The sequence below is a fragment of the Bradyrhizobium sp. USDA 4369 genome, assembly GCF_054056435.1.
Genome location: NZ_JBSRYH010000001.1, coordinates 7,440,070 through 7,463,748, shown reverse-complemented (window position 1 = coordinate 7,463,748; position 23,679 = coordinate 7,440,070). Strand labels below are relative to the sequence as shown.

Below are 23,679 nucleotides of genomic sequence, written 5' to 3'. Positions count from 1 at the left end.
GAGACGGGGAAATCCAGGGCTAGATATCTCGCATCACCGTTCCAGCCGCTTCGGCAGGACGCTAGCGAGGGAAGTCGGCCATGACCAGTCAAGCCAAAGGTACCGTCCTGATCACCGGAGCATCGTCCGGGATCGGCGCGATCTACGCCCAGCGGTTCGCCGCGCGCGGCCACGACCTGATCCTGGTCGCCCGCAACCAGGATCGGCTCGGCGCGCTCGCCGACAAGCTGATCAGCCAGCACGGCGTGAAGGTGCGGACGCTCGTCGCCGATCTGACCGATCGCGCCGGCCTGAGCCAGGTCGAGAACGTCCTGAAGACCGACGCCTCCATCACGCATCTCATCAACAATGCCGGGTTCGGCAGTGCGGCGCCGCTTGCCAGCGCCTCGGTGGACGAGATGGAGAAGATGGTCGCCATCAACGTCACCGCGCCGCTGCGGCTCACCTACGCGGCGGTCCCGCAATTCGTGGCGCGCAAGCAGGGCACCATCGTCAACATCGCCTCGATCGTTGCGATCGGTCCTGAGATTCTGAATGGCGTTTATGGCGGCACCAAATCCTTTGTGCTGGCCTTCAGCCAGTCGCTGCGCAAGGAACTCGCCGGCACCGGCGTGCACGTGCAGGTGGTGCTGCCCGGCGCCACGGGCACCGAGTTCTGGGACATCGCAGGTCTGCCGGCCAGCAATCTGCCGAAGGAATGGGTGATGTCGGCGGCCGATCTGGTCGATGCGGCGCTGCGCGGCCTGGATCGCGGTGAGTTCGCCACGGTGCCTTCGCTCGCGGATGGCGCCGAGTTCGAGGCCTGGGAGGCCGCGCGGCAGACCATGCTGCCGCATCTGTCGAGCGCCGTGGTTGCGGAGCGCTATCGCGGCTGATGCGATCTATCCGGTGCGGCGGTTTTCGCCGCGCCGTTCGGACCGAAGCTCCCGCAGCCGTTCAATCTGCGGGAGTTTGGGTGGCTGCTCGATTTGGACAAATCAAACTCGTCATTAGCCAACCGGCGGCGCTGTCAACGTAGCAGCCGCTCACAGCCCGAAATCCAGTTGGGGCTCTGCGGCGTCCTGATGCTGCAGGGATGAGAGTGAGACGCCCAATAGCCGCACCGGCTTCGGCAGCGGCATTTCGGCCTGAAGCAGCCCAATGGTCAACCGCTCCAGATCGGCGTGACCAGCCACCGGCGACAGCAGCGACCGGCTGCGGGTGATGATCTCGAAGTCGGAGAATTTCACCTTGAGCGTCACGGTCCGCCCGCTTTTGCCGGTGCTTTCGCAATGGCGCCAGACCTTGTTGATCAGCGGGCGCAACTCCGCGACCATGGGCTCCGGTTCCGTCAGGTCCACGACGAACGTGGTTTCCGCACCGACCGATTTCCGGATGCGGTCGGCCCGGACCGGACGCTCGTCTATTCCCCGCGAGATCCAATAATAATACGCGCCGGACTTGCCGAAGTGCTGCTGCAGGAAAGCGAGCGACTGGCGGCGGATGTCGAGTCCGGTCCGGATTCCGAGCGCGTTGAATTTCGCCGCTGTGGCCGGGCCGATGCCGTGGAATTTCCCGACTGGCAAGGTCTCCACGAAAGCAGGGCCCATCTCCGGAGAGATGACGTATTGACCGTTGGGCTTGCGGTGATCCGAGGCGAGCTTCGCCAGGAATTTGTTGTAGGAAATGCCGGCCGAGGCATTGAGACCCGTCTCGCTCTTGATCTTCTCGCGGATCTGTAAGGCGATGTCTCGCGCCAGCGGGATGCCTTGCAGGTTCTGGGTGACGTCGAGATAGGCTTCGTCAAGCGACAGCGGCTCGATGAGCGGCGTGTGCTCGGCGAAAATCGCGCGAACCTGCAGGCTGATGGCCTTGTAGACCTCGAAGCGGGGCTTCACAAAAATGAGGTCCGGACATTGGCGCTTCGCGGTTACCGACGGCATCGCCGAGCGAACGCCGAACCTCCGGGCTTCGTAGCTTGCGGCAGCCACCACGCCACGCTCGCGTGAACCGCCGACCGCCACCGGCTTGCCGCGAAGCTCCGGATTGTCCCGCTGCTCGACGGACGCATAGAACGCATCCATGTCGATATGGATGATCTTGCGGATCACCGATGGCTGGGCATCCTGGTCAGGATCGGACGTTGGCATGCCGCATTGTACGAAATCCCGGGATGCGAGTCTGCTGGGCTCCAGCCTGCACCTTGCGACGACGCCTCGTGGGATCAGGCCGTCCCAAATGAGCAGAAGGGAGACGGGGTACTCCTGCGGGCTTCTCAGCGCTCTCGATGCAGCTCGGATGTGATCCAGTCGGCGAAGGCGCGTACGGCACTCCGTTGGTAGCCGCTGCGCGGCACGACCAGACGATGCCCCACGTAACGGATGTCGGTCGCGCGGCCAGCTAGCGGCGCGACGAGCCGTCCCGATGCCAGCTCGCGCTCGGCCAGCAAGGTGGATTCTAGCGCGACGCCGAGACCTTCGGCGGCGGTCGCAAGCGCGAGGAAACTGCGGTCGAAGCGCATGCCATGCAGGGCGGGGGACTCGAGACCATTGGCCGCGAACCATTGATGCCATTGAACCTGCTTCATGTCGGAGCGGATCAGCGTCCGTTCCAGCAGATCGGCGGGCTGCTTGATCGTTGCTGCCAGCGCCGGCGCACAAAGCGGCGTGACCGTCTCCTCCGCCAGCGGAACGATCTCGACGCCTTCGGCATGCGGCTGGCCATACACGATGTCGATGTCGAAATCGTCGGTCTTGAACCGGGCATAGTCGGTATTGGCGGCCAGCCGCACCTCGAGCTTGGGGTGGGCGGCGAGAAACCGCGCCAGACGCGGCGTCAGCCATTGCGCCGCGAAGCTCGGCGCCGAATGGACGCGGACCAATTGCGGACCACGCGCGGCGACCTCTTCGAGGCCGCGGCGCAACTGATCGAACGCGGCGCCGGCGTGGCGCATCAGGTTCTCGCCGGCCGGCGTCAGCCGCACCGCGCGGGCCGTGCGCTCGAACAGGACCGTGCGCAAGGTCGCCTCCAGCTTGCGGATGGCGTGGCTGACCGCACTCGGGGTCAGGTGAAGCTCATTCGCTGCATCGCGAAAAGAACCCGTCCGCGCAGCGGCCTCAAATGCCTTGATTGACGAGATCGGGACGTTGGACAGCATCCCACAAGTGAACCAGATTCATCTATCCGTGACAACTGCGCGTTTGTCGCCGCCGCTCCGGCCAGCCATGGTCAAGCCCAACACAACGACACTTTGGGAGGACCAGGGATGCTGCTCAGCGGCAAGACGGCGATCATCTCGGGCGCAGCGTCCAGGCGCGGCATCGGGCTCGCGACCGCGCGGAGGTTCGCTGCCGAAGGGGCGCGCGTCGCCATCCTCGACATCGACGCCGCGGCGGCGGCCGATGCGGCCGCGACGCTCGGCGATGCGCATCTCGGACTCGGCTGTAATGTCGCCGACAAGAGCTCCTGCAATGACGCCGTCGCGCAAGTCATCGCCAAGTTCGGCGTCATCGACATTCTCATCAACAATGCCGGCATCACCCAGCCGGTCAAGCTGCTCGACATCACGCCGGACGACTGGGAGCGCATCCAGGACGTCAACCTCAAGGGCGTGCTGTTCCTGTCGCAGGCGGTGATCCCGCATATGCGCAGCCGCAAGCAGGGTTCGATCGCCTGCATGTCGTCGGTCTCGGCGCAGCGCGGCGGCGGCATTTTCGGCGGCCCGCATTACTCCGCGGCGAAGGCCGGCGTGCTCGGCCTCGCCAAGGCCATGGCGCGCGAATTCGGCACCGACGGCATTCGCGTCAACTGCGTGACGCCGGGCCTGATCGGCACCGACATCACGGCCGGCAAGCTGACCGACGAGATGAAGGCCAAGATTCTCGAGGGCATTCCGCTGAACCGCCTCGGCACCGCCGACGATGTCGCCGGCATCTACACCTTCCTGGCGTCTGACCTGTCCGCCTACGTCACCGGCGCGGTCATCGACGTCAATGGCGGCATGCTGATTCACTAGCAAGGTCTGAGACAATGGATACCGCAACTCATCGGCTCGTCAACGCGCCGACCTTGGCGCAGCGCGCCCACAACATCCGCCGCCATGCGCTGCGCATGGGCGAGGTGCAGGGGCAGGGTTATATCGCGCAGGCGCTCGACATCTCCGACGTGCTGGCAACGGCCTATTTCCACGCAATGCGCTATCGGCCCGAAGATCCCAATTGGGAGGAGCGGGACCGCTTCCTGCTGTCCAACGGCCATTACGCGATCGCGCTCTACGCCGCGCTGATCGAGGCCGGCATCGTTCCCGAGGCCGAGCTTGAAACCTATGGCAGCGACGACAGCCGGCTGCCGATGTCCGGCATGGCGTCCTACACGCCCGGCATGGAGATGTCAGGCGGCTCGCTGGGGCTGGGGCTCAGCATCGCCGTCGGCATCGGGCTCGGCTTGAAGCGCAAAAACTCGACCTCACGCGTCTACACCCTGTTTTCCGACGGTGAGCTCGACGAGGGCTCGGTGTGGGAGGCGATCTCGTCCGCCAGCCACTACAAGCTCGACAACCTGATTGCGATCGTCGACGTCAACAATCAGCAGGCCGACGGGCCCTCGACGCAGGTCATGGGTTTCGAGCCGCTCGTCGATCGGCTGCAGGCATTCGGCTGGTTCGTGCAGCGCGTCAACGGCAATGACCTCGATGCTGTGGTCGCCGCTTTCGACGCCGCCAAGACCCACGAGGTGCCGAGGCCGCGCATGATCGTGGCCGACACGCTGATGGGCAAGGGCGTGCCGTTCCTGGAACAGCGCGAGAAGAACCACTTCATTCGCGTCGAGCCGCATGAGTGGCAGCTCGCGATTGCCGCGCTCGACGCCGGGAGGCCGTGATGAAATCGACAAGGCCCGCACCAGATCTGAGCAAGCCGCGTCTGACGACATCGGCGATGATCGCCTCGATTGCCTCCGAGGGCCAGCGCACCAGGCCGGCGCCGTTCGGCCACGCGCTGGTCGAGCTGGCGCGCCGCCGGCCCGATGTGCTCGGCATGACCGCGGACCTTGGCAAGTACACTGACCTGCACATCTTTGCGAAGGAATTCCCCGAGCGCTATCATCAGATGGGCATGGCCGAGCAGCTCCTGTTCGGTGCCGCGTCCGGCTTGGCCGCCGAAGGGTTCATGCCGTTTGCAACCACCTACGCCGTATTCGCCTCGCGCCGCGCCTACGATTTCATCCATCAGACGATCGCCGAGGAAGATCGCAATGTGAAGATCGTCTGCGCGCTGCCCGGCCTGACCTCCGGCTACGGCCCGAGCCACCAGGCGGCCGAGGATCTCGCGCTGATGCGGGCGATGCCGAACATGACCGTGATCGATCCCTGCGACGCGCATGAGATCGAGCAGGTCGTGCCGGCCATGGCGGCGCATCAGGGCCCGGTCTATATGCGGCTGCTGCGCGGCCAGGTGCCGCTCATTCTCGACGAATACGACTACACATTCGAGCTCGGCAAGGCCAAGCTGCTGCGCGACGGCCGCGACGTGCTGATGATCTCCTCCGGCCTGATGACCATGCGCGCGCTCGAGGCGACCAAGGCGCTGTCCGATGATCGCGTCGACGTCGCCGTGCTGCACGTGCCGACCATCAAGCCGCTCGATGTGGAGACCATCCAGCGCGAGGCCGGCCGGACGGGCCGCCTGGTGGTGGTCGCCGAAAATCACACCGTGATCGGCGGCCTCGGCGAGGCCGTCGCCGGCCTGCTGATGCGGGCGGGCGTGCATGTGCCGTTCCGGCAGATCGGCCTGCCGGACGCGTTTCTCGACGCAGGCGCGCTGCCGACGCTGCACGACCGCTACGGCATCTCGCTCTCGGAGGTCGCAAGGCAGGTGAAGGCCTGGCTCAAATAGCGGGCCATCCGCTCTCATTGATCCACCGGCGCGCTGCAGCGCCGGATCATAACAAACAATGTCATATCGGAGGGACGGCAATGCGCAAGGGGACGACGCGTCGGAAACTGATCACGGCAGCTGCTGCTCTGCCTTTCACATTCGCGATATCGCGCTACGCGAACGCGGCCGAGTTCACGATGAAACTCGCGACCGGGCAGGATCCGTCGCATCCGGTCAACAAGCGGGCGCGAGAGGCCGCCGACCGCATCAAGGAAGCCAGCGGCGGCCGCCTGGAGATCAATCTCTATCCGGCCAATCAACTCGGTTCGGATACGGACCTGATCTCGCAGGTCCGGGTCGGCGCGGTCGATGCGATCAATATCGCGAGCTCCGTGCTCGCCACGCGCGTGCCGCTCGCCGGCATCGTCAACACCGGCTTCGCCTTCTCCTCTTACGATCAGGTGTGGAAGGCGATGGACGGCAGCCTCGGAGATCACATCCGCAAGGACATCGAGAAGACCGGCGCGATCGCGCTCTCCAAGCCCTGGGACAATGGCTTCCGCCAGGTCACGTCCTCGACCCGTGAGATCAAGACGCCGGACGATCTCAAGAGCTTCAAGATCCGCGTGCCGGCTGCACCGATCCTCACAAGCCTGTTCCAGGCGCTCGGCGCAGGTCCGACGCCGATCAATTTCAACGAGGTCTACACTTCGCTGCAGACCAAGGTGGTCGAGGGGCAGGAGAATCCGCTGCCGATCATCGCCACCGCCAAGCTCTACGAGGTCCAGAAATACTGCTCGCTCACCAGCCACGTCTGGGACGCCTATTGGATTCTCTGCAACCGCACTGCGTTCGCGCGGCTGCCCGCCGATCTGCAGGCGATCGTCGCCCGCGAGTTCAACGCATCGGCCGACGACGAGCGCGCCGATATTGCCGCGTTGAGCCAGAGCCTGCGTGCCGATCTGGCGGCGAAGGGCTTCACCTTCGTCGATGTCGACAAGACCGCGTTCCGTGCCGCGCTTGGCAAGAGCAGCTTCTACAAGGATTGGCGCGGCAAGTTCGGCGAGGAGGCCTGGACGATCCTGCAGTCGAATGTGGGAGAGCTCGGATGAACAGCGTCGACGTGTCTCTGGCTGCCTCCACCAAGCACGGCGTCGTCGATGGTCTCGAACGGGCGCTGACGAAGCTGATCGAGATTCCAGCGATCATCGCCCTGGTCGCGGAAGTCGGAATTCTGTTCACCGGCGTGACGTCGCGCTTCGTCTTCAACCGGCCGCTGACCTGGGCCGATGAGCTCGCGTCGATCACCTTTCTCTGGCTCGCTATGTTCGGCGCAGTGCTCGCGCTCAGCCGCGGTGAGCACATGCGGATGACGGCCCTGGTCGACCGCGTCAGCCCGCGCCTGCGCGCGGTGCTGGAATGTCTCGCTTTGATGGCGCCGGCATTGTTCCTGGGGATCCTGCTGCATCCAGCCATCGACTACGCCAACGGTCAGTCCTTCGTCGAGACGCCAGCGCTCGGCCTGTCCGACAGCCTGCGGGCCGGCGCCGTGCCGGTTGGTATCGGCCTGATGCTCGCGACCGCGCTGCTGCGCATGACCCGCCACGCCTCGCGCGATCTCGCGATCGCGCTGGTGCTGCTGGCCACAGTCGCGCTTGTACTGTGGGGCGCAGCACCGGCGCTGAAGGCTCTCGGCAATTGGAACCTGATCGTCTTCTTCGCTCTCCTGCTTGGCGCTGCCGTGCTCGCCGGCGTGCCGATCGCGTTCTGCTTCGGGCTCGCCACCGTTGCCTATCTGCTGACGGTCACGACCGCGCCGCTCGAGGTCGTCACCAGCCGCATCGACGAAGGCGTCTCCTCGCTGGTGCTGCTCGCGATCCCGCTGTTCATCCTGCTCGGCCACCTGATCGTGATGACCCGGATGGCCGAGGCGATGGTCGGCTTCCTCGTGTCGCTGGTCGGGCATGTCCGCGGCGGGCTGTCCTATGTGCTGCTCGGCGCCATCCTGCTCGTCTCCGGCATCTCCGGTGCCAAGACGGCCGACATGGCCGCGGTTGCGCCGGTGCTGTTTCCCGACATGAAGCGGCGCGGCATCCATGATGGCGAGCTGGTGTCGCTGCTCGCCGCCTCCGGCGCGATGGCCGAGACCATCCCGCCGTCGATCGTGCTGATCATCATCGGCTCGGTGGCCGGCGTCTCGATCTCGGCGCTGTTCACCGGTGGCATCCTGCCTGGTCTTGTGTTGGCGGCGGCCTTGGCAATCGTTGCCAAGCGGCGCATGGTCGAGCCGGAGAGCGTCATTCGTCCGCGGCCGTCCTGGGGGATGATCCGCTCGGCGCTCATCACCGCGATCCCCGCTCTGCTGCTGCCGGTGCTGATCCGGACCGCCGTGACGGAAGGCGTGGCGACCGCGACCGAGGTATCGACCATCGGCATCGCCTACGCCATCATCGTCGGGCTGCTCGTCTATCGCCGCTTCGACTGGCGCAAGCTCTACCCGGCGCTGGTCCACACCGCGGCCTTGTCGGGCGCGATCCTCTTCATCATCGGCGCGGCCACCGCCATGGCCTGGGCGCTGACGCAATCGAACTTCTCGCATGCGCTGGCGGCGATGATGACATCCGTTCCTGGCGGCAAATACGGCTTCCTCCTGATCTCCATCGCCGTGTTCGTCCTGCTCGGCAGCATTCTCGAAGGTCTCCCCGCGATGGTGCTGTTCGGGCCGCTGCTGTTCCCGGCCGCCAAGCTGCTCGGCGTGCATGAGGTGCACTACGCGATGGTGATCATCCTTGCGATGGGCATCGGACTGTTCGCGCCGCCCTTTGGTCTCGGATACTACGCGGCGTGCTCGATCGGCCAGATCGATCCCAATGCCGGACTGACGCGCATCTGGCCCTATCTCGGCGCGCTCGTGCTGGGCCTACTGCTGGTCGCCTTCATCCCCTGGCTGTCGATCGGATTCCTCTGAAGTATCGTGGCGCAGCGGGTGAAAGCTCTTGGTGCCACGCATGTCCTGCGCGGGGCCAATCAGCGGATCCGTCGCGGCGGATCCTCATCCGCCGGGCCTGCGCTCGGCCGGGCCTCGCATGATAGCCGCGGACGATCTAGGAAGCCCGCTTCGATGCGGTCAGATCCAATAGGGTGAGCGCGGAATGAACTCCTTCGCGACCATGATCGCGCTGTCCTCGCATAGCTCGAGCGCGAGCTTCTGCGCCAGCATGACGTCTCCGGCTGGCAGGTCGCCGACCGGCACGAAACAGAGGCCCCGGCGTGCGCGTCCCTTGTCGTCGAGCAGGCAGACATTCATCGCCGAACCCGTGTAGATCCGATAGCGGCTGCCGCTCTGGGAGCCAATGACGTCGAAGTATCCGCGGGCGGTGAACTGCTTCCACTGCAGTGGCGTCAGCCATTGCTGCAACAGGCGCCGCGAGCGGCCGTCGGGCGTGCGGTGGGCCTGGTGGTGGCAGAACAGGTTTTGCACCGCGAGCCGGCGCAGCAGGGCGCGCTGCTTTGATCGAATGGTCGCGAACATGATCGGTACTGCTAACCGCCGACGAGCCGCGGGAAGAACACGCTTTCTTCCACGCCCGGGTCGAACGAACGGATGATCTCCAATCGTCCAGATGCGATGCGCGCCGTGGCGGTGAAGCCGCGGTCGGTCAGATGCCGGAAAAGCCGCTCAGCTTCCGCGACCTGCGCCGCATTTGCCGGGTCGAACGGGTAGCGGCTGTCACCTGTTCGATCCATCACGATCTGGACTGCCATGGGGTGAGTCTCCCTCAGGGATGATGAGACGTCGCTTCGTCTAGGACCGCAACCGGCGGCGGACGGAAGGGTTCCTGTCGGAGATCGCTATGGATCGGCACAAGAGAGTCCGACCCATGATCGGGCATCGCTCAGTGCGGCGCACGCGCGTCATCGTCCTGTGCAAATTAGTCGCAATCCGAGCTGGCGGACGTGGCGAGCGAAATTTGCTTTGGCATGTCTGGTCCTGAAACAAACGATGCGCTGGTTCACGATCTTTGAAGTTCCATTTCATTGACCGGACGGCGTGCGGCGCGGATATTCAGCGCCGTCATCGCTCAACCCTGGATCACCGAAATGAGAACCAGAACCGCAGCCCGTTGCCTGGTGCGCAAGCGCCTTGCCGGACGCTGCTTCTCTGCGGCGACCGGGGCCTGTTGCTGATCGCTGCAGCCGAACGCAACGCCTTCAATATATCAGCAGATCAGACAGGAGCGCCGCAGGCAGGCGGCGAACGATCAATCATGTCCAAAGCCTATATCATCGAGGTCCATAACCGCACCGCAGGCATCGTCACGGCTGACGAGCGCGGCTTCAGCTTTTTCTCGTCCGAGCGCGCTTTCGACAGCCTCGACGGGCAACATTTCGCCTCGGCGCGCGATGCCGAGCGCGCAGCCCGCGCGCTCCTGACCGTCCGTGGCGGCCGCGTGCGCAGGGCGGCTTTCTGATTTCATCACGCATTTCGAGGAAGACATGTCATGAGTTTCTACCGGGACTTCAACGACAAGCTGGCCATCCAGGCCTGGAACAGCGCAAGGCGCGAGCCTTACCGCACGATCGAGGTGCGGCAGCTCAGTCCGACTGTCGGCGCGGAGATCGGCGGCGTCGATCTCTCGAAGGATCTGCCGGACGAGCAATTCGCGGAGATCCAGCGCGCGCTCGATGAGAATCTCGCGATCGTGTTCCGCGATCAGGATATTTCGAAGGATGACCACAAGCGCTTCGCGCGTCGCTTCGGCAAATCGTTGCACCGGCACGAACTGGCCGCCACGCGCTTTCGCCATGATGGCCCGTTCGATCCGGAATTCCTGTCGTGGAAGACGGATGCGAATTCGCGCTTCACCGCCGGTGACGGCTGGCACCCGGACGTGTCCTGCGATCCGAGCCCGATTCGTGTTTCGCTGCTGCGCGTGACCAAGACACCGCCGCTCGGCGGCGATACGGCGTTCGCCAATATGTATCTGGCTTATGAATTTCTGTCGGATCCGATCAAGCAGCTGCTTGAGGGCCTGACCGCCATTCATGACGGCTCATTGGCGTGGACCGCAGGCTATGGCGCCAAGCCCGATCCCGGCAAGACCTATCCGCAGTCCGAGCATCCGGTGGTGGTGAGCCATCCGCGCACGGGTCGCAAGTTCCTCTATGTCAATGCGTCCTTCACCTCCCACATCGTGCAATTGACACGGCGGGAGAGCGACGCGCTGCTGCAGCTGCTGTTCCGTCATATCGAGGGCCAGCTGGCGCTGCAGACACGTGTGCCGTGGCGCCCCAACTCGCTTCTGGTCTGGGACAATTGGGCAAGCCAGCACCACGCCGTCTGGGATTACTATCCGGAAGAGCGGTGGGGTGAGCGTGTGTCGGTGGTGACCGGCGAAATCCCGCGGGCGCGACTCGGTCTGAGCGAGGCGGCCGAGTAGGGCGCGCGGCGCAGAGGAGAAATCAGTCGACAGCGGCGCGCTGCGCGACGTGTCATGCTACCGGCCGTGTGGCCGGTAGCAGGTTCGTTGCTATTTTTGCCGGCGGGTTGCCGGGGCGGACGGCACGAACCAACATGCATGCATCAGCATGAAGTTGCCTGGAGACAGCCATGAGCCTGGTCGAGAGAAAGATCGAATCGCTGCCCCTCGTTCTCGCCGAGCTCAATTATCTTGCGCCGACCTCGGCCAAGCCGCGCACCTACGCCTTTGATCCGCCGCCGGGCGAGGCGAAATCGACCGCCGTGCCGGAGCCGCGCCAGGTCGCCGTGTTCAATGGTCGTCCCATTGCGCAGTCGTTCTCGCTCGACCGTGAGGGTTTCGCCCTGGTCCGTCACCCGACCTTCGTGCGCGACTTCACCAATGAGAAGGAGATCCGCAACGTCTATTATCCGGCCGTCGAGGCGTTCATTCGTGCGACGTTGCGGGCTGACCGTGTCGTGATCTTCGATCACACCATTCGCAAGCGCGTCCCTGGCGCGCCCGATGTCCGCAACAGCGGGCCGCGCCAGCCGGCGACGCGTGTGCATGTGGATCAGACCGAGAGATCAGGCGCCGATCGGGTCCGTGAACATCTCGGCACCGAGGCGGAGGAGCTGCTGCGCGGCCGGGTGCAGGTCGTCAACCTTTGGCGGCCGATCATCGGCCCGTTGCGCGACACGCCGCTGGCGATGTGCGATGGCACGACCGTCGCGCGCGATGATCTGGTCGCCTCCGACCTGATCTATCCCAATCGCAACGGCGAGACCTATTCGGTTACCTATAATTCGTCGCATCGCTGGTTCTATTTCCCGGAGATGATGCCCGACGAAGCGCTGCTGCTGAAATGCTATGATTCGGCAACCGACGGGCGCACGCGCTTCGCGCCGCACACCGCTTTTGTCGACCCGACGACGCCGGCTGACGCGCCGCCGCGCGAGAGCATCGAAGTGCGGACTCTCGTGTTCCACCGAGAATGAACACGCGGCGAGAAGGATGGCATTTCACCGCCGTCATCCTCCCGAGAAGCTTCATCCAAATTGGGCGCTTTTTCTGAAATTGCCTTGAGCCGGATCGCAGGCGATGTTGACGCCAACGCGTGCGCTGCAACACGCCAAGCCAAGGTCAGCCCAAGGTCACTCCATGAATGCTCATCCATCCATTGCCGAGCCGATCCGGCCGGCAGAGCCTGCCGTGCCCGAAGGTCTCGTCGCCGAGCCGATGGTCCGCTTCGAGCGATTGTCCAAGACCTATCGCGCCTATCGCGACAAGCCAGCCGTCGAGGCGCTCAAAGAGGTCGATTTTGCGATCGCCCGCGGCGCGATCACCGGCGTGATCGGACGCTCCGGTGCCGGCAAGTCGAGCCTGGTCAGGCTGATCAACGGGCTGGAGAAGCCGACCACGGGCCGCGTCGTCGTCGATGGCCGCGACATCTCGGCGCTGCGCGGTCAGCCATTGCGGCTTGCGCAGCGCTCGATCGGCATGATCTTCCAGCACTTCAACCTGCTGTCCTCGCGGACGGCGGCCGACAACATCGCGCTGCCGCTGGAGGTCGCCGGCTGGTCGAAGGCGGACATCAGGACGCGCGTCGCCGAACTGCTGGAGCTCGTCGACATCGCCGACAAGCACGATCGCTACCCGTCGGAACTGTCCGGCGGCCAGAAGCAGCGCGTCGGCATCGCGCGTGCGCTGGCAACGCGGCCGAACGTCTTGTTGTCGGATGAAGCGACGTCGGCGCTGGACCCGCAGACCACGCGGGCGATCCTCGATCTGCTCGCGAACATCAACCGCGAGCTCGGCGTGACCATCATCCTCATCACCCACGAGATGTCGGTTGTCCGCCAGCTCGCGAAGGAAGTCGTGGTGATCGACGACGGCCGCGTGGTCGAGCGCGGCCATGTCGCCGACATCTTCACCCATCCGAGGCATCCGACCACGCAGACGTTCCTCGCGGAAGTGCTCGGCGACGCCGTGCCGGTGTCGCTGGCCAGCCGCCTCGTGCAGCAGCCGGCGCCGCTCGGACAGGCGGTCATCCGCGTTCAGGTGCGCGGCTCCCACGCGGGCGATACCCTGGTGGCGCGTCTGGCGCGCGAGCTGTCGGTCGACGTTGCGCTGTTGGCGGCGCGCATCGACGAGATCGGCGGCCAGCATGTCGGCTCGCTGATCCTGGGCGTTCCCGGCGGCGAAGCGGCGGCACGGCAGACCCTGGCCTATCTCTCACAGCACCAGTTCGCAGCGGAGCGCCTCGGCTATGTCTCCTGAGCTCATCAATCTGATTATCCAGGCCACTGGCGAAAGCCTGTTCATGGTCTCGACCGCGGCGCTGGTCGCGACCTCGCTCGGGCTGCCGCTCGGCATCTTCCTGGCGACGAGTCGCAAGGGGGAGCTGTTCGCAGCGCCTTCGGTCAATGCGATCCTTGGCGTCGTCGTGAATGCCACTCGCTCGACGCCTTTCATCATCCTCGTCGTCGCCATCATTCCGTTCACGCGTCTGGTTGCCGGCACGTCGATCGGATCGGGCGCGGCGATCGTGCCGCTGACCGTGGCCGCCACGCCGTTCATCGCGCGGCTGGTCGAGGCGGCCATTCGCGAGGTCGATGGCGGTCTGATCGAGACCGCATCCTCGTTCGGCGCGACGCCGCTGCAGATCGTGTTCAAGGTCCTCATTCCGGAAGCTCTGCCCGGCCTCGTCCTGGCTCTGACGCTCGCGATCGTCAGCCTGCTCGGCTATTCGGCGATGGTGGGGGCGGTGGGCGGCGGCGGCCTCGGCGATCTCGGCATTCGTTATGGGTATCAGCGCTTCATGCCGGAGATGATGCTGGCCGTGGTCGTCGTCCTGATCGCGCTGGTGCAGACCGTGCAGACCGTCGGCGATCATCTGGCGCGCCGGCTGAATCGGCGGCTGCGGCATCGCTGAGCCGTGGCGCCCCGTCCAGGCGCGGCGGAGATGGTTTGGACCGAGCCTGACGGAGGAGGGCTTGCCGGTATTGCCGGCGAGCCCCGATCTTTGAAAAGATTGTCTCGCAAGGTTCGTTCTACCATGACGGCAGTGGGCTCGTCGCCCGGCATGGCGCGAGGGCTCGATGCAAGAGGTGAAACGACATGAATGAGTTCGTCGAACGACCCCGGAAATTTGCGCTCGTCGAGCGTCAGCCAGCAGCGACCTTCGCGGAGGAGCGGCTGCATCGCAAGCAGCGGCTGGCGGCGACGTTCCGCTTGTTCGCCCGCTACGGCTTCGACCAGGGTTTGGCCGGCCACGTCACCGTGCGCGACCCGGAATTCCCCGACCGGTTCTGGATCAATCCGTTGTCGGCGCATTTCAGCCAGATCAAGGTGTCCGATCTGCAGCTCGTCGATCACGACGGTAATATCCTGATCGGCGACAAGCCGATCAACCAGGCCGGCTTCGTTATCCATTCCGCGATTCATGCGGCCCATCCGCAGGTGATTGCCGCTGCGCATACGCATTCGACCTACGGGAAGGCGTTCTCGGCGCTCGGCCGGCTGCTCGATCCCTTGACCCAGGATTCCTGCGCCTTCTACGACGATCACGTGCTGTTTGATCCGTTCACCGGCGTCGTGCTCGATGCCGATGAGGGGAAGAAGATCGCAGCTGCGCTCGGCAGCAGGAAGGCTGCGATCCTGCAGAACCACGGCCTGCTGACGGTCGGCCCGACCATCGAAGCCGCGGCGTGGTGGTATATCGCGATGGACAATGCTGCGCGGACTCAGCTGCTGGCCGAGGCGGCCGGCCCGACCAAGCCAATCCCGCACGAGATTGCGAAACATACTGCGGGGCAGGTCGGCACTCACAAGGGCGGCTATTTCAGCTTCCAACCGCTGTGGGACTGGATCACGGCGCAGGAGCCGGACCTGTTCAACTGATCGAATTGCGCAGCCCGCATGCGCACAACGGCATGCGGGCTGATCGCGCGGAACATGATCTCCGGCGCGGGACGAGAACAAACCGGTCATGAAAGCCAGCGGCGGGAGAATATCCGGATCCGGTGGCGCGGATCCATAGCGTCTTCGTTGCTTTGTTCGCGGCTGCAATTGAACGCAAATGACAGCGGCGCTAGTGAGCGGCGGAACTTGTTTGTTTCGTTGGAGACTTGAATGCGCTTTCCTGTCGTTGCCCTGGCTGCCCTCGTGTCGCTGCTCACGCCCGTGCGGGCCGAGACCATTCGTGTCGGCGTCACCGCCGGGCCGCATGCCGAGATCCTCGACGTGGTGAAGAAGGTCGGCGCCGAGCGCGGACTCGACATCAAGGTCGTCGAATTTACCGACTACGTGATTCCCAACCAGGCGTTGGCGCTGAAGGACCTCGAGGCCAACTCGTTCCAGCACGAGCCCTATCTGAAGAACCAGATCGCCAAGACCGGCTGGAAGATCGTCAAGGTCGCGACCACCATCGCATCGCCCCAGGGCGTGTATTCGCAGAAGTACAAGAGCTTGGGCGAGCTGCCCGAGGGCGCCCGCGTCGCGATCGCCAACGATCCCTCGAATGGCGCGCGCGGGCTGATGATCCTGGCGTTGCACGGCGTGATCAAGCTGAAGGACCCCAACAACGTCGCAGCCACCGTGGCCGATATCACCGAGAATCCGAAGAAGCTCAAATTCGTCGAGCTCGATGCGGCGCAGCTGCCACGCGCGCTCGCCGACGTCGATCTCGTCTCGATCAACAACAATTACGCGGTCCAGGCAGGGCTCAACCCAGCCAAGGACGCGATCGCGCGCGAGAACGCCGAAGGGCCGTGGGTCAACATCCTCGCGGTCCGCGAGGAAGACAAGGACAAGCCCTGGGTCAAGCAGCTGATCGAGGCCTATCAGTCTGAGCCGGTCAAGGCATTCCTGGAGACCCGCTTCAAGGGGACCTATATCGCGACCTGGTGATCGGGCGCGGCGGCGAGTGCCGGCGCATCGCGCGGCGGCACCTCGATCGGCTGCGCTTGCACCAATCGATTGGCAAGCGCAGCGCACTGACTGCGGATGTCTGGGATGGCGATGATCTCCCAGAAGGCGGCGCGGGTCAGCGGGCCGATTGCGAACAGGCGTTGTGAGGGCGTGCCATCGGCGCCGACGACGGCGCAATCCGCCGTGACCTCGATGCCGATCCGGAGTGGATCACACCGCGCGAGCCCTTGATCGAACAGGCTGCGCACCGCCGGATTGGCGGTGGCGCGGGGATCCCTCACGATGCCCGTGCAGTCGATCACGGCGCCGACCTCCAGGGTCTCGATCTCGCTGCGGCCGCGGCGGCGATAATGCGCCCGTCCAGCGACGCTGCCGCCGTCGATCTTGACGAGCTTGGCTGCGGCGACGCTTAGCTGCCCATCGGCGATCGCGCTTGCGATACGCGCTTCGACCTCCGGCGCCATCCGGTGCCGATGAACGTCCCACCACGCCCGCGCGTGCTCCAGAAAGCCGCGCTTCGACGGCTGCGGCAGTTCGTGCCACAGCCGGTGACTGAACGGCCTGATCGCATCGATGACGCCGCGCCAGCCGCCGCCGTCAGCGACGTGGGCGGCAATGCGCTGGCGAAACCAGCGCAGCAGCGTGCTGCCGGGAGCGCCGAACGGAATCTCGTCCTCGCTGATCTTGCAGGGCGCGATACGCCGATGGCCCTTGGCCATGAGCCCGCGGCGCGACATCGCCACGATCGGGCCGCGATGGCCGGCGCGCAGCAGCGACAGCACGTAGTCCGCCATGGTCAGGCCGGTGCCCAGAATCAGCACCGTCGCACCCTGGCCGAAGCCCGGAACGGAAGGGGAGATCCATGGATCGGCGTGCCAGGCCGAGCGCGGGACGGCGGCATCGTGGCCGGTCGCGAGCACGGCGACGTCGCCGAGTTGACGCGTGCCGTCGGCGAGGCTGACGGTGACGCCGCTGGCGCCCTCGCTGACCGCGACACATTCGCCGCGAATGATGGTCAGACGGCGCACGCCATCCTCCTCGGCCAGGAACGGGGCGATGAGGCTCGCGATGTAATCGCCATAGAGCCGGCGTGGCACAAAGCAGAACGGGTCGGGACAGAACCGCTGTCCGTGCTCGTGAGTCGACAGCCAGCGCCAGAAATGGTCGGGATCCTCAGGCAGCGCGCTCATATTGGCAGCACGCACATTCAGCAGATGATCGGCATTGCCGGTGTGATAGGCGAGCCCGCGGCCGACCTCCGACCGCTTCTCGATCAGGGTGACGCGGATATCGGAACAGACTTGCTGCAGCAGTTGATAGGCCAGCAGAACGCCGGATGCGCCGCCACCGACGATGATCACGTGTCGTTCCGAAAAACGGCTCATGCAAAGATGCCTTTTCTCTCGTGTGCCGACGATACGTAGCGTTCATAATCTAACACGCAAAACACGGGCCGGATTCGGAAAGACGAATATTCTATCAGTCGCCCTGTTCCTGCCGGCATTGTTCCAGGAAAATCCAGATTGTTGTCGAGACTGTGCCGCGGCAGGCGGTGGTGCGATAGAATTGTTATACAGCCGAGCTCGCGCCATTGGCGGTTTCGGATGCTTGAGCCGCTCAACTGAAATTTTCTCGATCGGCGATTGCCGCGAGAATGGAGGCGCCGAAAATCGCGCAACTCTGAAATTGCCAGGGACGCTGCGCTGAATGACGATGCGCCGGCGTGCGTCGTTCGCGCACGGCTTCGGAGCTGGAACATGGTTGTGCGGCCCACGGGGATACAACGGACAGGAACCACGGGCTTGCCGAAGAGCAATCCGGTGGCGTGGTGACCGTCTCCGCGCCAGATCCATTGTCGCTCGCGGCCGACGTGCTCGTCATCGGCGGCGGCATGGCCGGCGCCTGGGCCGCGGTGTCTGCTGCGCGCTCGGGCGCTCGCGTGATCCTGGTCGACAAGGGTTATTGCGGCACCAGCGGCGTCACGGCGGCAGCCGGGCCCGGTCATTGGTGGGTCCCGCCGGGCGCGCGCGAGCAGGCTGTCAGCCAGCGCGTCGCTGCGGGACTCGGTCTCGGCGAAGCCGCCTGGATGCATGCCATCATCGAGGAGACCTGGCGCTCTCTGCCGACCCTGTCGGGCCACTATGCGTTCGGCATCGACGACGAAGGCCGCGCGAACCATCGCGCGGTGCGTGGTCCCGAATATATGCGCGCGCTGCGCGCCTTCGCCCAAGAGCATGGTGTCACCATTCTCGACCATTCGCCGGTTCTGGAATTGCTGGCGCGCAGCGACGGCTCGGTTGGTGGCGCCCGCGGCCAGCGCCGGCAGGATGGCGATCGTCCGTATCAGGTCGCAGCGGGGGCGACCGTGCTCGCGGCCGGCGGCACCAGCTTTCTGTCGCATCTGTTGGGATCACGGACAAACACCGGCGACGGCTATCTGCTGGCGGCAGAAGCCGGTGCCGAGCTTTCCGGCATGGAGTTCACCGCGGCCTACACGATCGCGCCGGCGCATTCGACGATGACGCGCAGCATGGCCTATTCCTTCGCGACCTACTACGATGGCGACGGGCGCGAGCTCGATCTGCCGTTCGGGCCCCAGCAGACGATCGGGCTCGCGAAGGCGCTGCTCGCCGGTCCGGTGTTTTGCTCGCTGCACCGTCTGCCCGACGACATCAAGGCGCGCCTGCATACGATCTCGCCGAACGTGCCATTGGTGTTCGACCGCTGGGGCATCGACCCTTATCGCGATCGCTTCGAGGTCACGCTGCACAATGACGGCACGATCCGCGGCCTCGGCGGCGTCAAGGTCGACGCCGTCGATGGCCGCACCGCGGTACCAGGGCTGTTCGTTGCCGGCGACAATGCGTCGCGTGAAAGAGTCGCCGGTGCAATCTCCGGCGGCGGCAATGTCAATTCGGCCTGGGCGCTGAGTTCTGGCATCCGGGCCGGGCAGGCTGCTGCGCGGCTGGCGCGTGAGATCGGACCGCCCGCGGCCGCGTTGAGGCCGCTCGGACAAGCCGGTCTGCTGCCACGCGGTCGTACCAGGGCCGTCGATCTCGATGCAATCAGGGCCGGGGTGCGCGCCGAGATGCACCCGTTCGAGAAGACGCTGTTTCGGCAGGAGGCGACGCTGGCCGCCTCGCAGCGCGCGCTCGACGGACTCTGGCGCGAGATCGTCGATCATGCAGCCGGCGAAACCTTGCGGTCACGCGAAACAGCGGCGCTGGTCGCGAGCGCGCGCTGGGCGGTCGCCACGGCACGCCGCCGCACCGAGAGCAGGGGCCTGCATCGCAGGGTGGATCATCCAGGGCTCGATCCGCAGCTTGCGGTGCGGCTGTTGAGCCGCGGCTTCGATCGGATTGAGGTCACTACTGATACGGCGCGGGAGCCGCAGTTCTCGGCGCGCGAGCTGGAAGCCGCATCATGATCGAGCTCATTGTTGCCGATCGCTGTACCGATTGTGGCGCCTGCGTCGAGGTGTGCCCGACCAATGTGCTGGAACGGGCGCCATCCGGGCCGCCGCAGCTGGCCCGGGTGGAAGATTGCCAGACCTGCTTCATGTGCGAGCTCTATTGCCGCGCCGACGCGATCTACGTCGCGCCCGATTGCGACCGCCGCGTGGCGATCACGCAGGAGGCGGCGGTTGGCTCGGGCCGTCTCGGCCAATACCGCAAGCATTCCGGCTGGGATGAATGGGCCGGTCAATTTCCGAACGAGCAATGGCTGATGGAGACCGTGTTTCGCCGCGCCGGCGAAGCGGCCGCGGACGCAGCCGGCGCAGACGATAAGAGGACAGCATGACGATGATCACGCATCGCCCGGGAGCACTGGTCGATCTCGACGGTTTCCGCGGCCCGGCCGATTGGCCCGAGAGCCCGCTGTCGCGCGCGCTGACGCAGCCGCTGCTGCTTGGCCTGTTCCTGCCGATCCAGGCGGGCGGCTGGAGCGCCTCGACCCTGCCGCGCACCACATCGTGGCATTTCGACTACAACCGCGATCTGGTGCTGACGGCGGAAAATCTTGGCTTCGATCTGGTGTTCGCGTTGTCACAATGGTTGCCGAAGGGCGGCTATGGCGGTGTGTTCACCGGCGAGGCGCTCGATTCCTTCATCACGACCTCGGCGCTGACCAGCCTGACCCGGCGCATCATCCTGATCTCGACGATTCATGTGCTTTACGGTCCGTGGCATCCGCTGCATCTCGCCAAATACGGCGCCACGCTCGACCACATCTCCAATGGCCGCTGGGGCATCAACGTCGTGACCGGCCACCGCGCCGCCGAGCATGAGGCGTTCGGCTGGAGCCGGATCGATCATGATCGCCGCTACGAACTCGCCGCCGAGTTTCTCGAAGTTCTGCAGCGGCTGTGGAGCGACACCGAGAACTACTCGTTCTCGGGCCAGTCGTCGTGGAAGCTCAACAACGCCTTTGTGACGCCGAAGCCGCGCTTCGGCCGGCCGGTGCTCGTCAACGCCACCGGCTCCGACGCCGGCATCGGCTTCGCCGCGCGCTATTCGGATATCGTGTTCATCACCAGCCCGGCGGGCTCCAGTTTCGAGGATGCCATTCCGGCGCTGCCGGCGCACACCGCCAGGGTCAAGCAGGCCGCGCGCGACGTCGGCCGCGAGGTCCGGACGCTGCTCAACCCGATGGTGATCTGCCGCGAGACCGAGCGCGAGACCTGGGCCTATCATGACGCGATCGTGGCCCATGCCGACCCGGTCGGCGATTTTCACAAGCTCGACAGCGACGCGCATGCCTGGCGCGGCCGCGTCGGCGTCGACGCGCCGAAGCGCCGGGCGATCGGCGGCAATATCGAGGTGATCGGCACGCCGGAGCAGGTGGTCGAGCAGTTTGTGCAGCTCAAGAAGGCCGGCGTCGACGGCCTGCAGCTGTCGTTCTACGACTTCAAGCCGGACCTCGACTTCTTCGGCCGCCGCGTGCTGCCGCTGATGGAGCAGGCGGGATTGCGTAAACCCGTGATTGAGCCGGTCGCTGCGGCCCAGGCCGCGGAGTAGTGGGGTGCTGCGATAGCGCACGCATGATCAACAGGGGATTGCCGTCGTCCGCGTGGTCGGCTTTGCTGCGCATCGACGCGCAGGCTGGACAAGATATTGACCGGTGCGAAACGCGCTCGGCATCACGTGAGGGACTGGAATGACGATCATCGAGACGAGGACATCGCGCGCGGCCGAGGACAGCCTCGCGGCGGCGCTGCACAAGCGTTATGGCGCGCATATTCCAAAGGTCGCCTCCGGTGCCGACGACATTCTCGGCCATCTGCTGGCGCACCGCTCGATCCGCAGCTATCGGCCGGATCCGGTGCCGCCGCACACCGTCGAGACCTTGGTGGCCGCGGCGCAGTCGGCCGCATCGTCCTCGAATCTGCAGACCTGGAGCGTCGTGGCCGTGGAGGATCAGGGGCGCAAGCAGCGCCTGTCGGAGTTCGCCGGCGGCCAGAAACATATCCGCGAGGCGCCGCTGTTCCTGGTCTGGCTCGCCGATCTGTCGCGGGCGGAGCGCCTGGCCAAACGCGAAGGACGCCCCGACGAGGGCATCCATTTCCTGGAGACGCTGTTCGTCGCGATCATCGACGCGGCCCTCGCAGCCCAGAATGCCGTGGTGGCGCTCGAGGCGCTCGGCCTTGGCTCGGTCTATATCGGCGCGATCCGCAACCGCCCGCAGGCGGTGGCCGAGGAACTCGGCCTGCCGCCGAACGTGCTCGCCGTGTTCGGCCTGTGCGTTGGCTATGCCGATCTCAAGGCCGGCGAGGACGTCAAGCCGCGGCTGCGCCAGAACGTGGTCCTGCATCGCGAACGTTATGCGCCTGCGGGCGAGGTCGAGGGCATCGCCGCCTATGACGAGACGTTGCGCGATTTCCAGACCAGCCAGGGTATCGCCGCTATCGGCTGGCAGGAGGCCGTGCTCAGCCGGCTCGGCTCAGCGAAGGCGCTCAACGGCCGCGACAGGCTGACGGAGGCGCTGCGCGCGCTCGGCTTCGGGTTGAAGTAGCGGAAGAGCGCTACGGCCTCGGTGGATTATCAGGAGAACGCATGCCAAGTACCAGGATTTCCACCGGTCTGTGGGCTCGCGGTCGCGAGAGTGAGGTAATAGATGCTGTTCAATCAGCGCTGTTCGCTGCACTCAAAATTCCTGACTATGATCGCGATGTGGTGCTGGATCTATACGATCCGGTGAGCCAGATCGTGCCGACAGGACGCTCCGATCGGTATACGCGGGTGGAAGTTACGCTCTTCACCGGTCGGTCATTGCATGCGAAACGGGGGCTATACCATGCGGTGGTCACCAACCTATCGGCTCTTGGCGTGCCCGCGACCGAGATCAAGACAATTCTGATCGAAGTTCCGGCGGAAAACTGGGGTTTGCGCGGCGGTGTGCCCGCATCCGAACTCGATCTGGGATTCAAGGTCGATGTCTAATATTGAGCTCCTGGTGAGGATAGGCCTTACGATGGTGTCTCGCGGAGATCGTCTGTTCCCCATTTGTAAAGAATGATGCGCGGCGGCCGATGATGATCACGAGCCGCCGGCACCGGTTACTTCATGTAGTCGGGCAGCGTGAAGCCGTCATAGAAGCGGTCGGCGAGGATGGCGGCCTTGAAGCCCGGTGACTTGTAGGCGGCGACGATGTCCTTGGCCCATGCGGTCTCGGCATTGTCGCGCTTGACTGCGACGACGTTGATGTAGGGCGCCGTCATCTTCTCCAGCGCGAAGGCGTTCGTCAGCTTCAGGCCGCTGAAGATCGCGAAATTGCCCTGGATCGCGGCGAAATCGACATCGTCGAGCGCCCGCGGCGCCTGTGCGGCCTCGAGCGGGATGATCTTGATGCCGCCGGGATTCTTGACGACATCGAGCTCGCTGACGTCGATCGGCTTGGAATCGCGGATCTCGACCAGGCCGAGATCGCGCAGGATCCACAGCGCCCGCTGCAGATTGACCGGATCGTTCGGCACCGCGACCTTGGCGCCGGCGCCGATTTTGGTGCCGAGCGGGTGCTTCTTGGAATAGATCCCCATCGGCGGCGTCGGCACGTGGACGATGCCGACCAGGTCGGTCTTCTGCCGCTCATTGTACGAGTTCAGGAACACCGTGTGCTGCATGACGTTCGCATCGATCTCGCTCTTGAACACGGCGTTGTTGGCTTCGAGGCCGGTCGAGAACTCGACATAGCGGATCTGATAGCCCTTCTTCGCCAGCTCGGGCGCGACGCCGATCTTGAACTCGTCGATATAGGGGCCGGGGACGAAGCCGACCTTCAGGTCCTTCTTCTCGGCCGATTGCGCCAGCGCGCAGTCACCGGCGGCGATCGAGAGGACGGAGGCAGCCAGCAGGCCGAGGAAACGCAAGCTCTTCAAGTATCGCAATCTCGTCAAATCATGCATGGGACTTCCAGATCTTGAACAAACGAAAGGCGGC

At 65.1% G+C, this 23,679-nt stretch carries 24 protein-coding genes; 18 read left to right on the top strand and 6 right to left on the bottom strand.

What is annotated here, in order from left to right; all coding sequences use genetic code 11:
* Window positions 1-80: 80 nt before the first annotated feature.
* On the top strand, window positions 81-875 hold the full coding sequence (locus ACVIJ6_RS33925; RefSeq protein WP_456776283.1) for an SDR family NAD(P)-dependent oxidoreductase: 795 nt from the start codon (window positions 81-83) through the stop codon (window positions 873-875).
* A 150-nt stretch (window positions 876-1,025) separates the two neighbouring features.
* On the opposite strand, the gene dinB is transcribed toward ACVIJ6_RS33925, so the two are convergent.
* Together dinB and ACVIJ6_RS33915 are read right to left on the bottom strand one after the other, a co-directional pair.
* Window positions 1,026-2,129, bottom strand: coding sequence for a DNA polymerase IV (gene dinB, locus ACVIJ6_RS33920; RefSeq protein ID WP_456776282.1), 1,104 nt, complete (start codon window positions 2,127-2,129; stop codon window positions 1,026-1,028).
* 125 nt (window positions 2,130-2,254) lie between these two features.
* Window positions 2,255-3,136, bottom strand: a complete 882-nt coding sequence (locus tag ACVIJ6_RS33915) for a LysR substrate-binding domain-containing protein (protein WP_456776281.1) — start codon at window positions 3,134-3,136, stop codon at window positions 2,255-2,257.
* Between the two features lie 108 nt (window positions 3,137-3,244).
* Here ACVIJ6_RS33915 and ACVIJ6_RS33910 point away from each other — a divergent pair, with 108 nt between their 5' ends.
* From ACVIJ6_RS33910 to ACVIJ6_RS33890, 5 genes are all read left to right on the top strand, one after another.
* Window positions 3,245-3,994: an SDR family NAD(P)-dependent oxidoreductase gene (locus tag ACVIJ6_RS33910; protein ID WP_456776280.1), complete on the top strand. Its 750-nt coding sequence runs from the start codon at window positions 3,245-3,247 to the stop codon at window positions 3,992-3,994.
* Window positions 3,995-4,008: 14 nt separating this feature from the next.
* Entirely contained in the window at window positions 4,009-4,857 is an 849-nt protein-coding gene (locus ACVIJ6_RS33905; protein ID WP_456776279.1) for a transketolase, read from the top strand.
* Complete coding sequence (locus ACVIJ6_RS33900; RefSeq protein WP_456776278.1) at window positions 4,857-5,870, top strand: transketolase family protein; 1,014 nt, start codon at window positions 4,857-4,859, stop codon at window positions 5,868-5,870. The genes ACVIJ6_RS33905 and ACVIJ6_RS33900 overlap by 1 nt, the downstream gene beginning before the upstream one ends.
* A gap of 80 nt (window positions 5,871-5,950) precedes the next feature.
* Window positions 5,951-6,964 carry a TRAP transporter substrate-binding protein gene (locus tag ACVIJ6_RS33895; protein WP_456776277.1) on the top strand — a complete coding sequence of 338 codons (1,014 nt, stop codon included), beginning with the start codon at window positions 5,951-5,953 and terminating at the stop codon, window positions 6,962-6,964.
* The gene (locus tag ACVIJ6_RS33890; protein ID WP_456776276.1) at window positions 6,961-8,820 is read left to right on the top strand and encodes a TRAP transporter large permease; all 1,860 of its coding nucleotides are present in this window, start codon (window positions 6,961-6,963) and stop codon (window positions 8,818-8,820) included. Before ACVIJ6_RS33895 ends, ACVIJ6_RS33890 begins: the two co-directional genes overlap by 4 nt.
* A 159-nt stretch (window positions 8,821-8,979) precedes the next feature.
* Here ACVIJ6_RS33890 and ACVIJ6_RS33885 read toward each other — a convergent pair whose 3' ends face one another.
* A complete protein-coding gene (locus tag ACVIJ6_RS33885; protein WP_456776275.1) occupies window positions 8,980-9,384 on the bottom strand; it encodes a hypothetical protein in 405 nt (134 codons plus the stop codon).
* An 11-nt stretch (window positions 9,385-9,395) separates the two neighbouring features.
* Window positions 9,396-9,617: a hypothetical protein gene (locus ACVIJ6_RS33880; RefSeq protein WP_456776274.1), complete on the bottom strand. Its 222-nt coding sequence runs from the start codon at window positions 9,615-9,617 to the stop codon at window positions 9,396-9,398.
* A gap of 503 nt (window positions 9,618-10,120) precedes the next feature.
* Between ACVIJ6_RS33880 and ACVIJ6_RS33875 the strand changes: the two genes are divergently transcribed.
* The 7 genes from ACVIJ6_RS33875 to ACVIJ6_RS33845 all read left to right on the top strand — a co-directional run bounded on the left by ACVIJ6_RS33875 (window position 10,121) and on the right by ACVIJ6_RS33845 (window position 16,222).
* Complete coding sequence (locus ACVIJ6_RS33875) at window positions 10,121-10,324, top strand: hypothetical protein (protein ID WP_012043401.1); 204 nt, start codon at window positions 10,121-10,123, stop codon at window positions 10,322-10,324.
* 30 nt (window positions 10,325-10,354) lie between these two features.
* The gene (locus tag ACVIJ6_RS33870; RefSeq protein ID WP_456776273.1) at window positions 10,355-11,293 is read left to right on the top strand and encodes a TauD/TfdA dioxygenase family protein; all 939 of its coding nucleotides are present in this window, start codon (window positions 10,355-10,357) and stop codon (window positions 11,291-11,293) included.
* 170 nt (window positions 11,294-11,463) lie between these two features.
* On the top strand, window positions 11,464-12,309 hold the full coding sequence (locus ACVIJ6_RS33865) for a CmcJ/NvfI family oxidoreductase (RefSeq protein WP_456776272.1): 846 nt from the start codon (window positions 11,464-11,466) through the stop codon (window positions 12,307-12,309).
* 163 nt (window positions 12,310-12,472) lie between these two features.
* Complete coding sequence (locus ACVIJ6_RS33860; RefSeq protein WP_456776271.1) at window positions 12,473-13,591, top strand: methionine ABC transporter ATP-binding protein; 1,119 nt, start codon at window positions 12,473-12,475, stop codon at window positions 13,589-13,591.
* Window positions 13,581-14,246, top strand: coding sequence for a methionine ABC transporter permease (locus ACVIJ6_RS33855; protein WP_456776270.1), 666 nt, complete (start codon window positions 13,581-13,583; stop codon window positions 14,244-14,246). The genes ACVIJ6_RS33860 and ACVIJ6_RS33855 overlap by 11 nt, the downstream gene beginning before the upstream one ends.
* Before the next feature lie 185 nt (window positions 14,247-14,431).
* Window positions 14,432-15,214, top strand: coding sequence for a class II aldolase/adducin family protein (locus ACVIJ6_RS33850; protein ID WP_456776269.1), 783 nt, complete (start codon window positions 14,432-14,434; stop codon window positions 15,212-15,214).
* Window positions 15,215-15,445: 231 nt separating this feature from the next.
* Entirely contained in the window at window positions 15,446-16,222 is a 777-nt protein-coding gene (locus ACVIJ6_RS33845; protein ID WP_456776268.1) for a MetQ/NlpA family ABC transporter substrate-binding protein, read from the top strand.
* On the opposite strand, the gene ACVIJ6_RS33840 is transcribed toward ACVIJ6_RS33845, so the two are convergent.
* On the bottom strand, window positions 16,204-17,628 hold the full coding sequence (locus ACVIJ6_RS33840; RefSeq protein WP_456776267.1) for an FAD/NAD(P)-binding protein: 1,425 nt from the start codon (window positions 17,626-17,628) through the stop codon (window positions 16,204-16,206). The two genes, ACVIJ6_RS33845 and ACVIJ6_RS33840, sit on opposite strands and share 19 nt — an antisense overlap.
* Before the next feature lie 443 nt (window positions 17,629-18,071).
* Between ACVIJ6_RS33840 and ACVIJ6_RS33835 the strand changes: the two genes are divergently transcribed.
* The 5 genes from ACVIJ6_RS33835 to ACVIJ6_RS33815 all read left to right on the top strand — a co-directional run bounded on the left by ACVIJ6_RS33835 (window position 18,072) and on the right by ACVIJ6_RS33815 (window position 22,683).
* Entirely contained in the window at window positions 18,072-19,670 is a 1,599-nt protein-coding gene (locus ACVIJ6_RS33835) for an FAD-dependent oxidoreductase (RefSeq protein WP_456777140.1), read from the top strand.
* The gene (locus ACVIJ6_RS33830; RefSeq protein ID WP_456776266.1) at window positions 19,667-20,044 is read left to right on the top strand and encodes a 4Fe-4S binding protein; all 378 of its coding nucleotides are present in this window, start codon (window positions 19,667-19,669) and stop codon (window positions 20,042-20,044) included. Before ACVIJ6_RS33835 ends, ACVIJ6_RS33830 begins: the two co-directional genes overlap by 4 nt.
* Window positions 20,041-21,261 (top strand): LLM class flavin-dependent oxidoreductase, encoded by a 1,221-nt coding sequence (locus tag ACVIJ6_RS33825; RefSeq protein ID WP_456776265.1) that lies wholly within the window; start codon window positions 20,041-20,043, stop codon window positions 21,259-21,261. The genes ACVIJ6_RS33830 and ACVIJ6_RS33825 overlap by 4 nt, the downstream gene beginning before the upstream one ends.
* 139 nt (window positions 21,262-21,400) lie before the next feature.
* Window positions 21,401-22,255 (top strand): NADPH-dependent oxidoreductase, encoded by an 855-nt coding sequence (locus ACVIJ6_RS33820; protein WP_456776264.1) that lies wholly within the window; start codon window positions 21,401-21,403, stop codon window positions 22,253-22,255.
* Window positions 22,256-22,296: 41 nt separating this feature from the next.
* A complete protein-coding gene (locus ACVIJ6_RS33815) occupies window positions 22,297-22,683 on the top strand; it encodes a tautomerase family protein (RefSeq protein ID WP_456776263.1) in 387 nt (128 codons plus the stop codon).
* Between the two features lie 116 nt (window positions 22,684-22,799).
* Here the strand turns inward: ACVIJ6_RS33815 and ACVIJ6_RS33810 are convergent, their stop codons facing one another.
* Window positions 22,800-23,645, bottom strand: coding sequence for a MetQ/NlpA family ABC transporter substrate-binding protein (locus tag ACVIJ6_RS33810; protein ID WP_456776262.1), 846 nt, complete (start codon window positions 23,643-23,645; stop codon window positions 22,800-22,802).
* Between the last annotated feature and the right edge of the window lie 34 nt (window positions 23,646-23,679).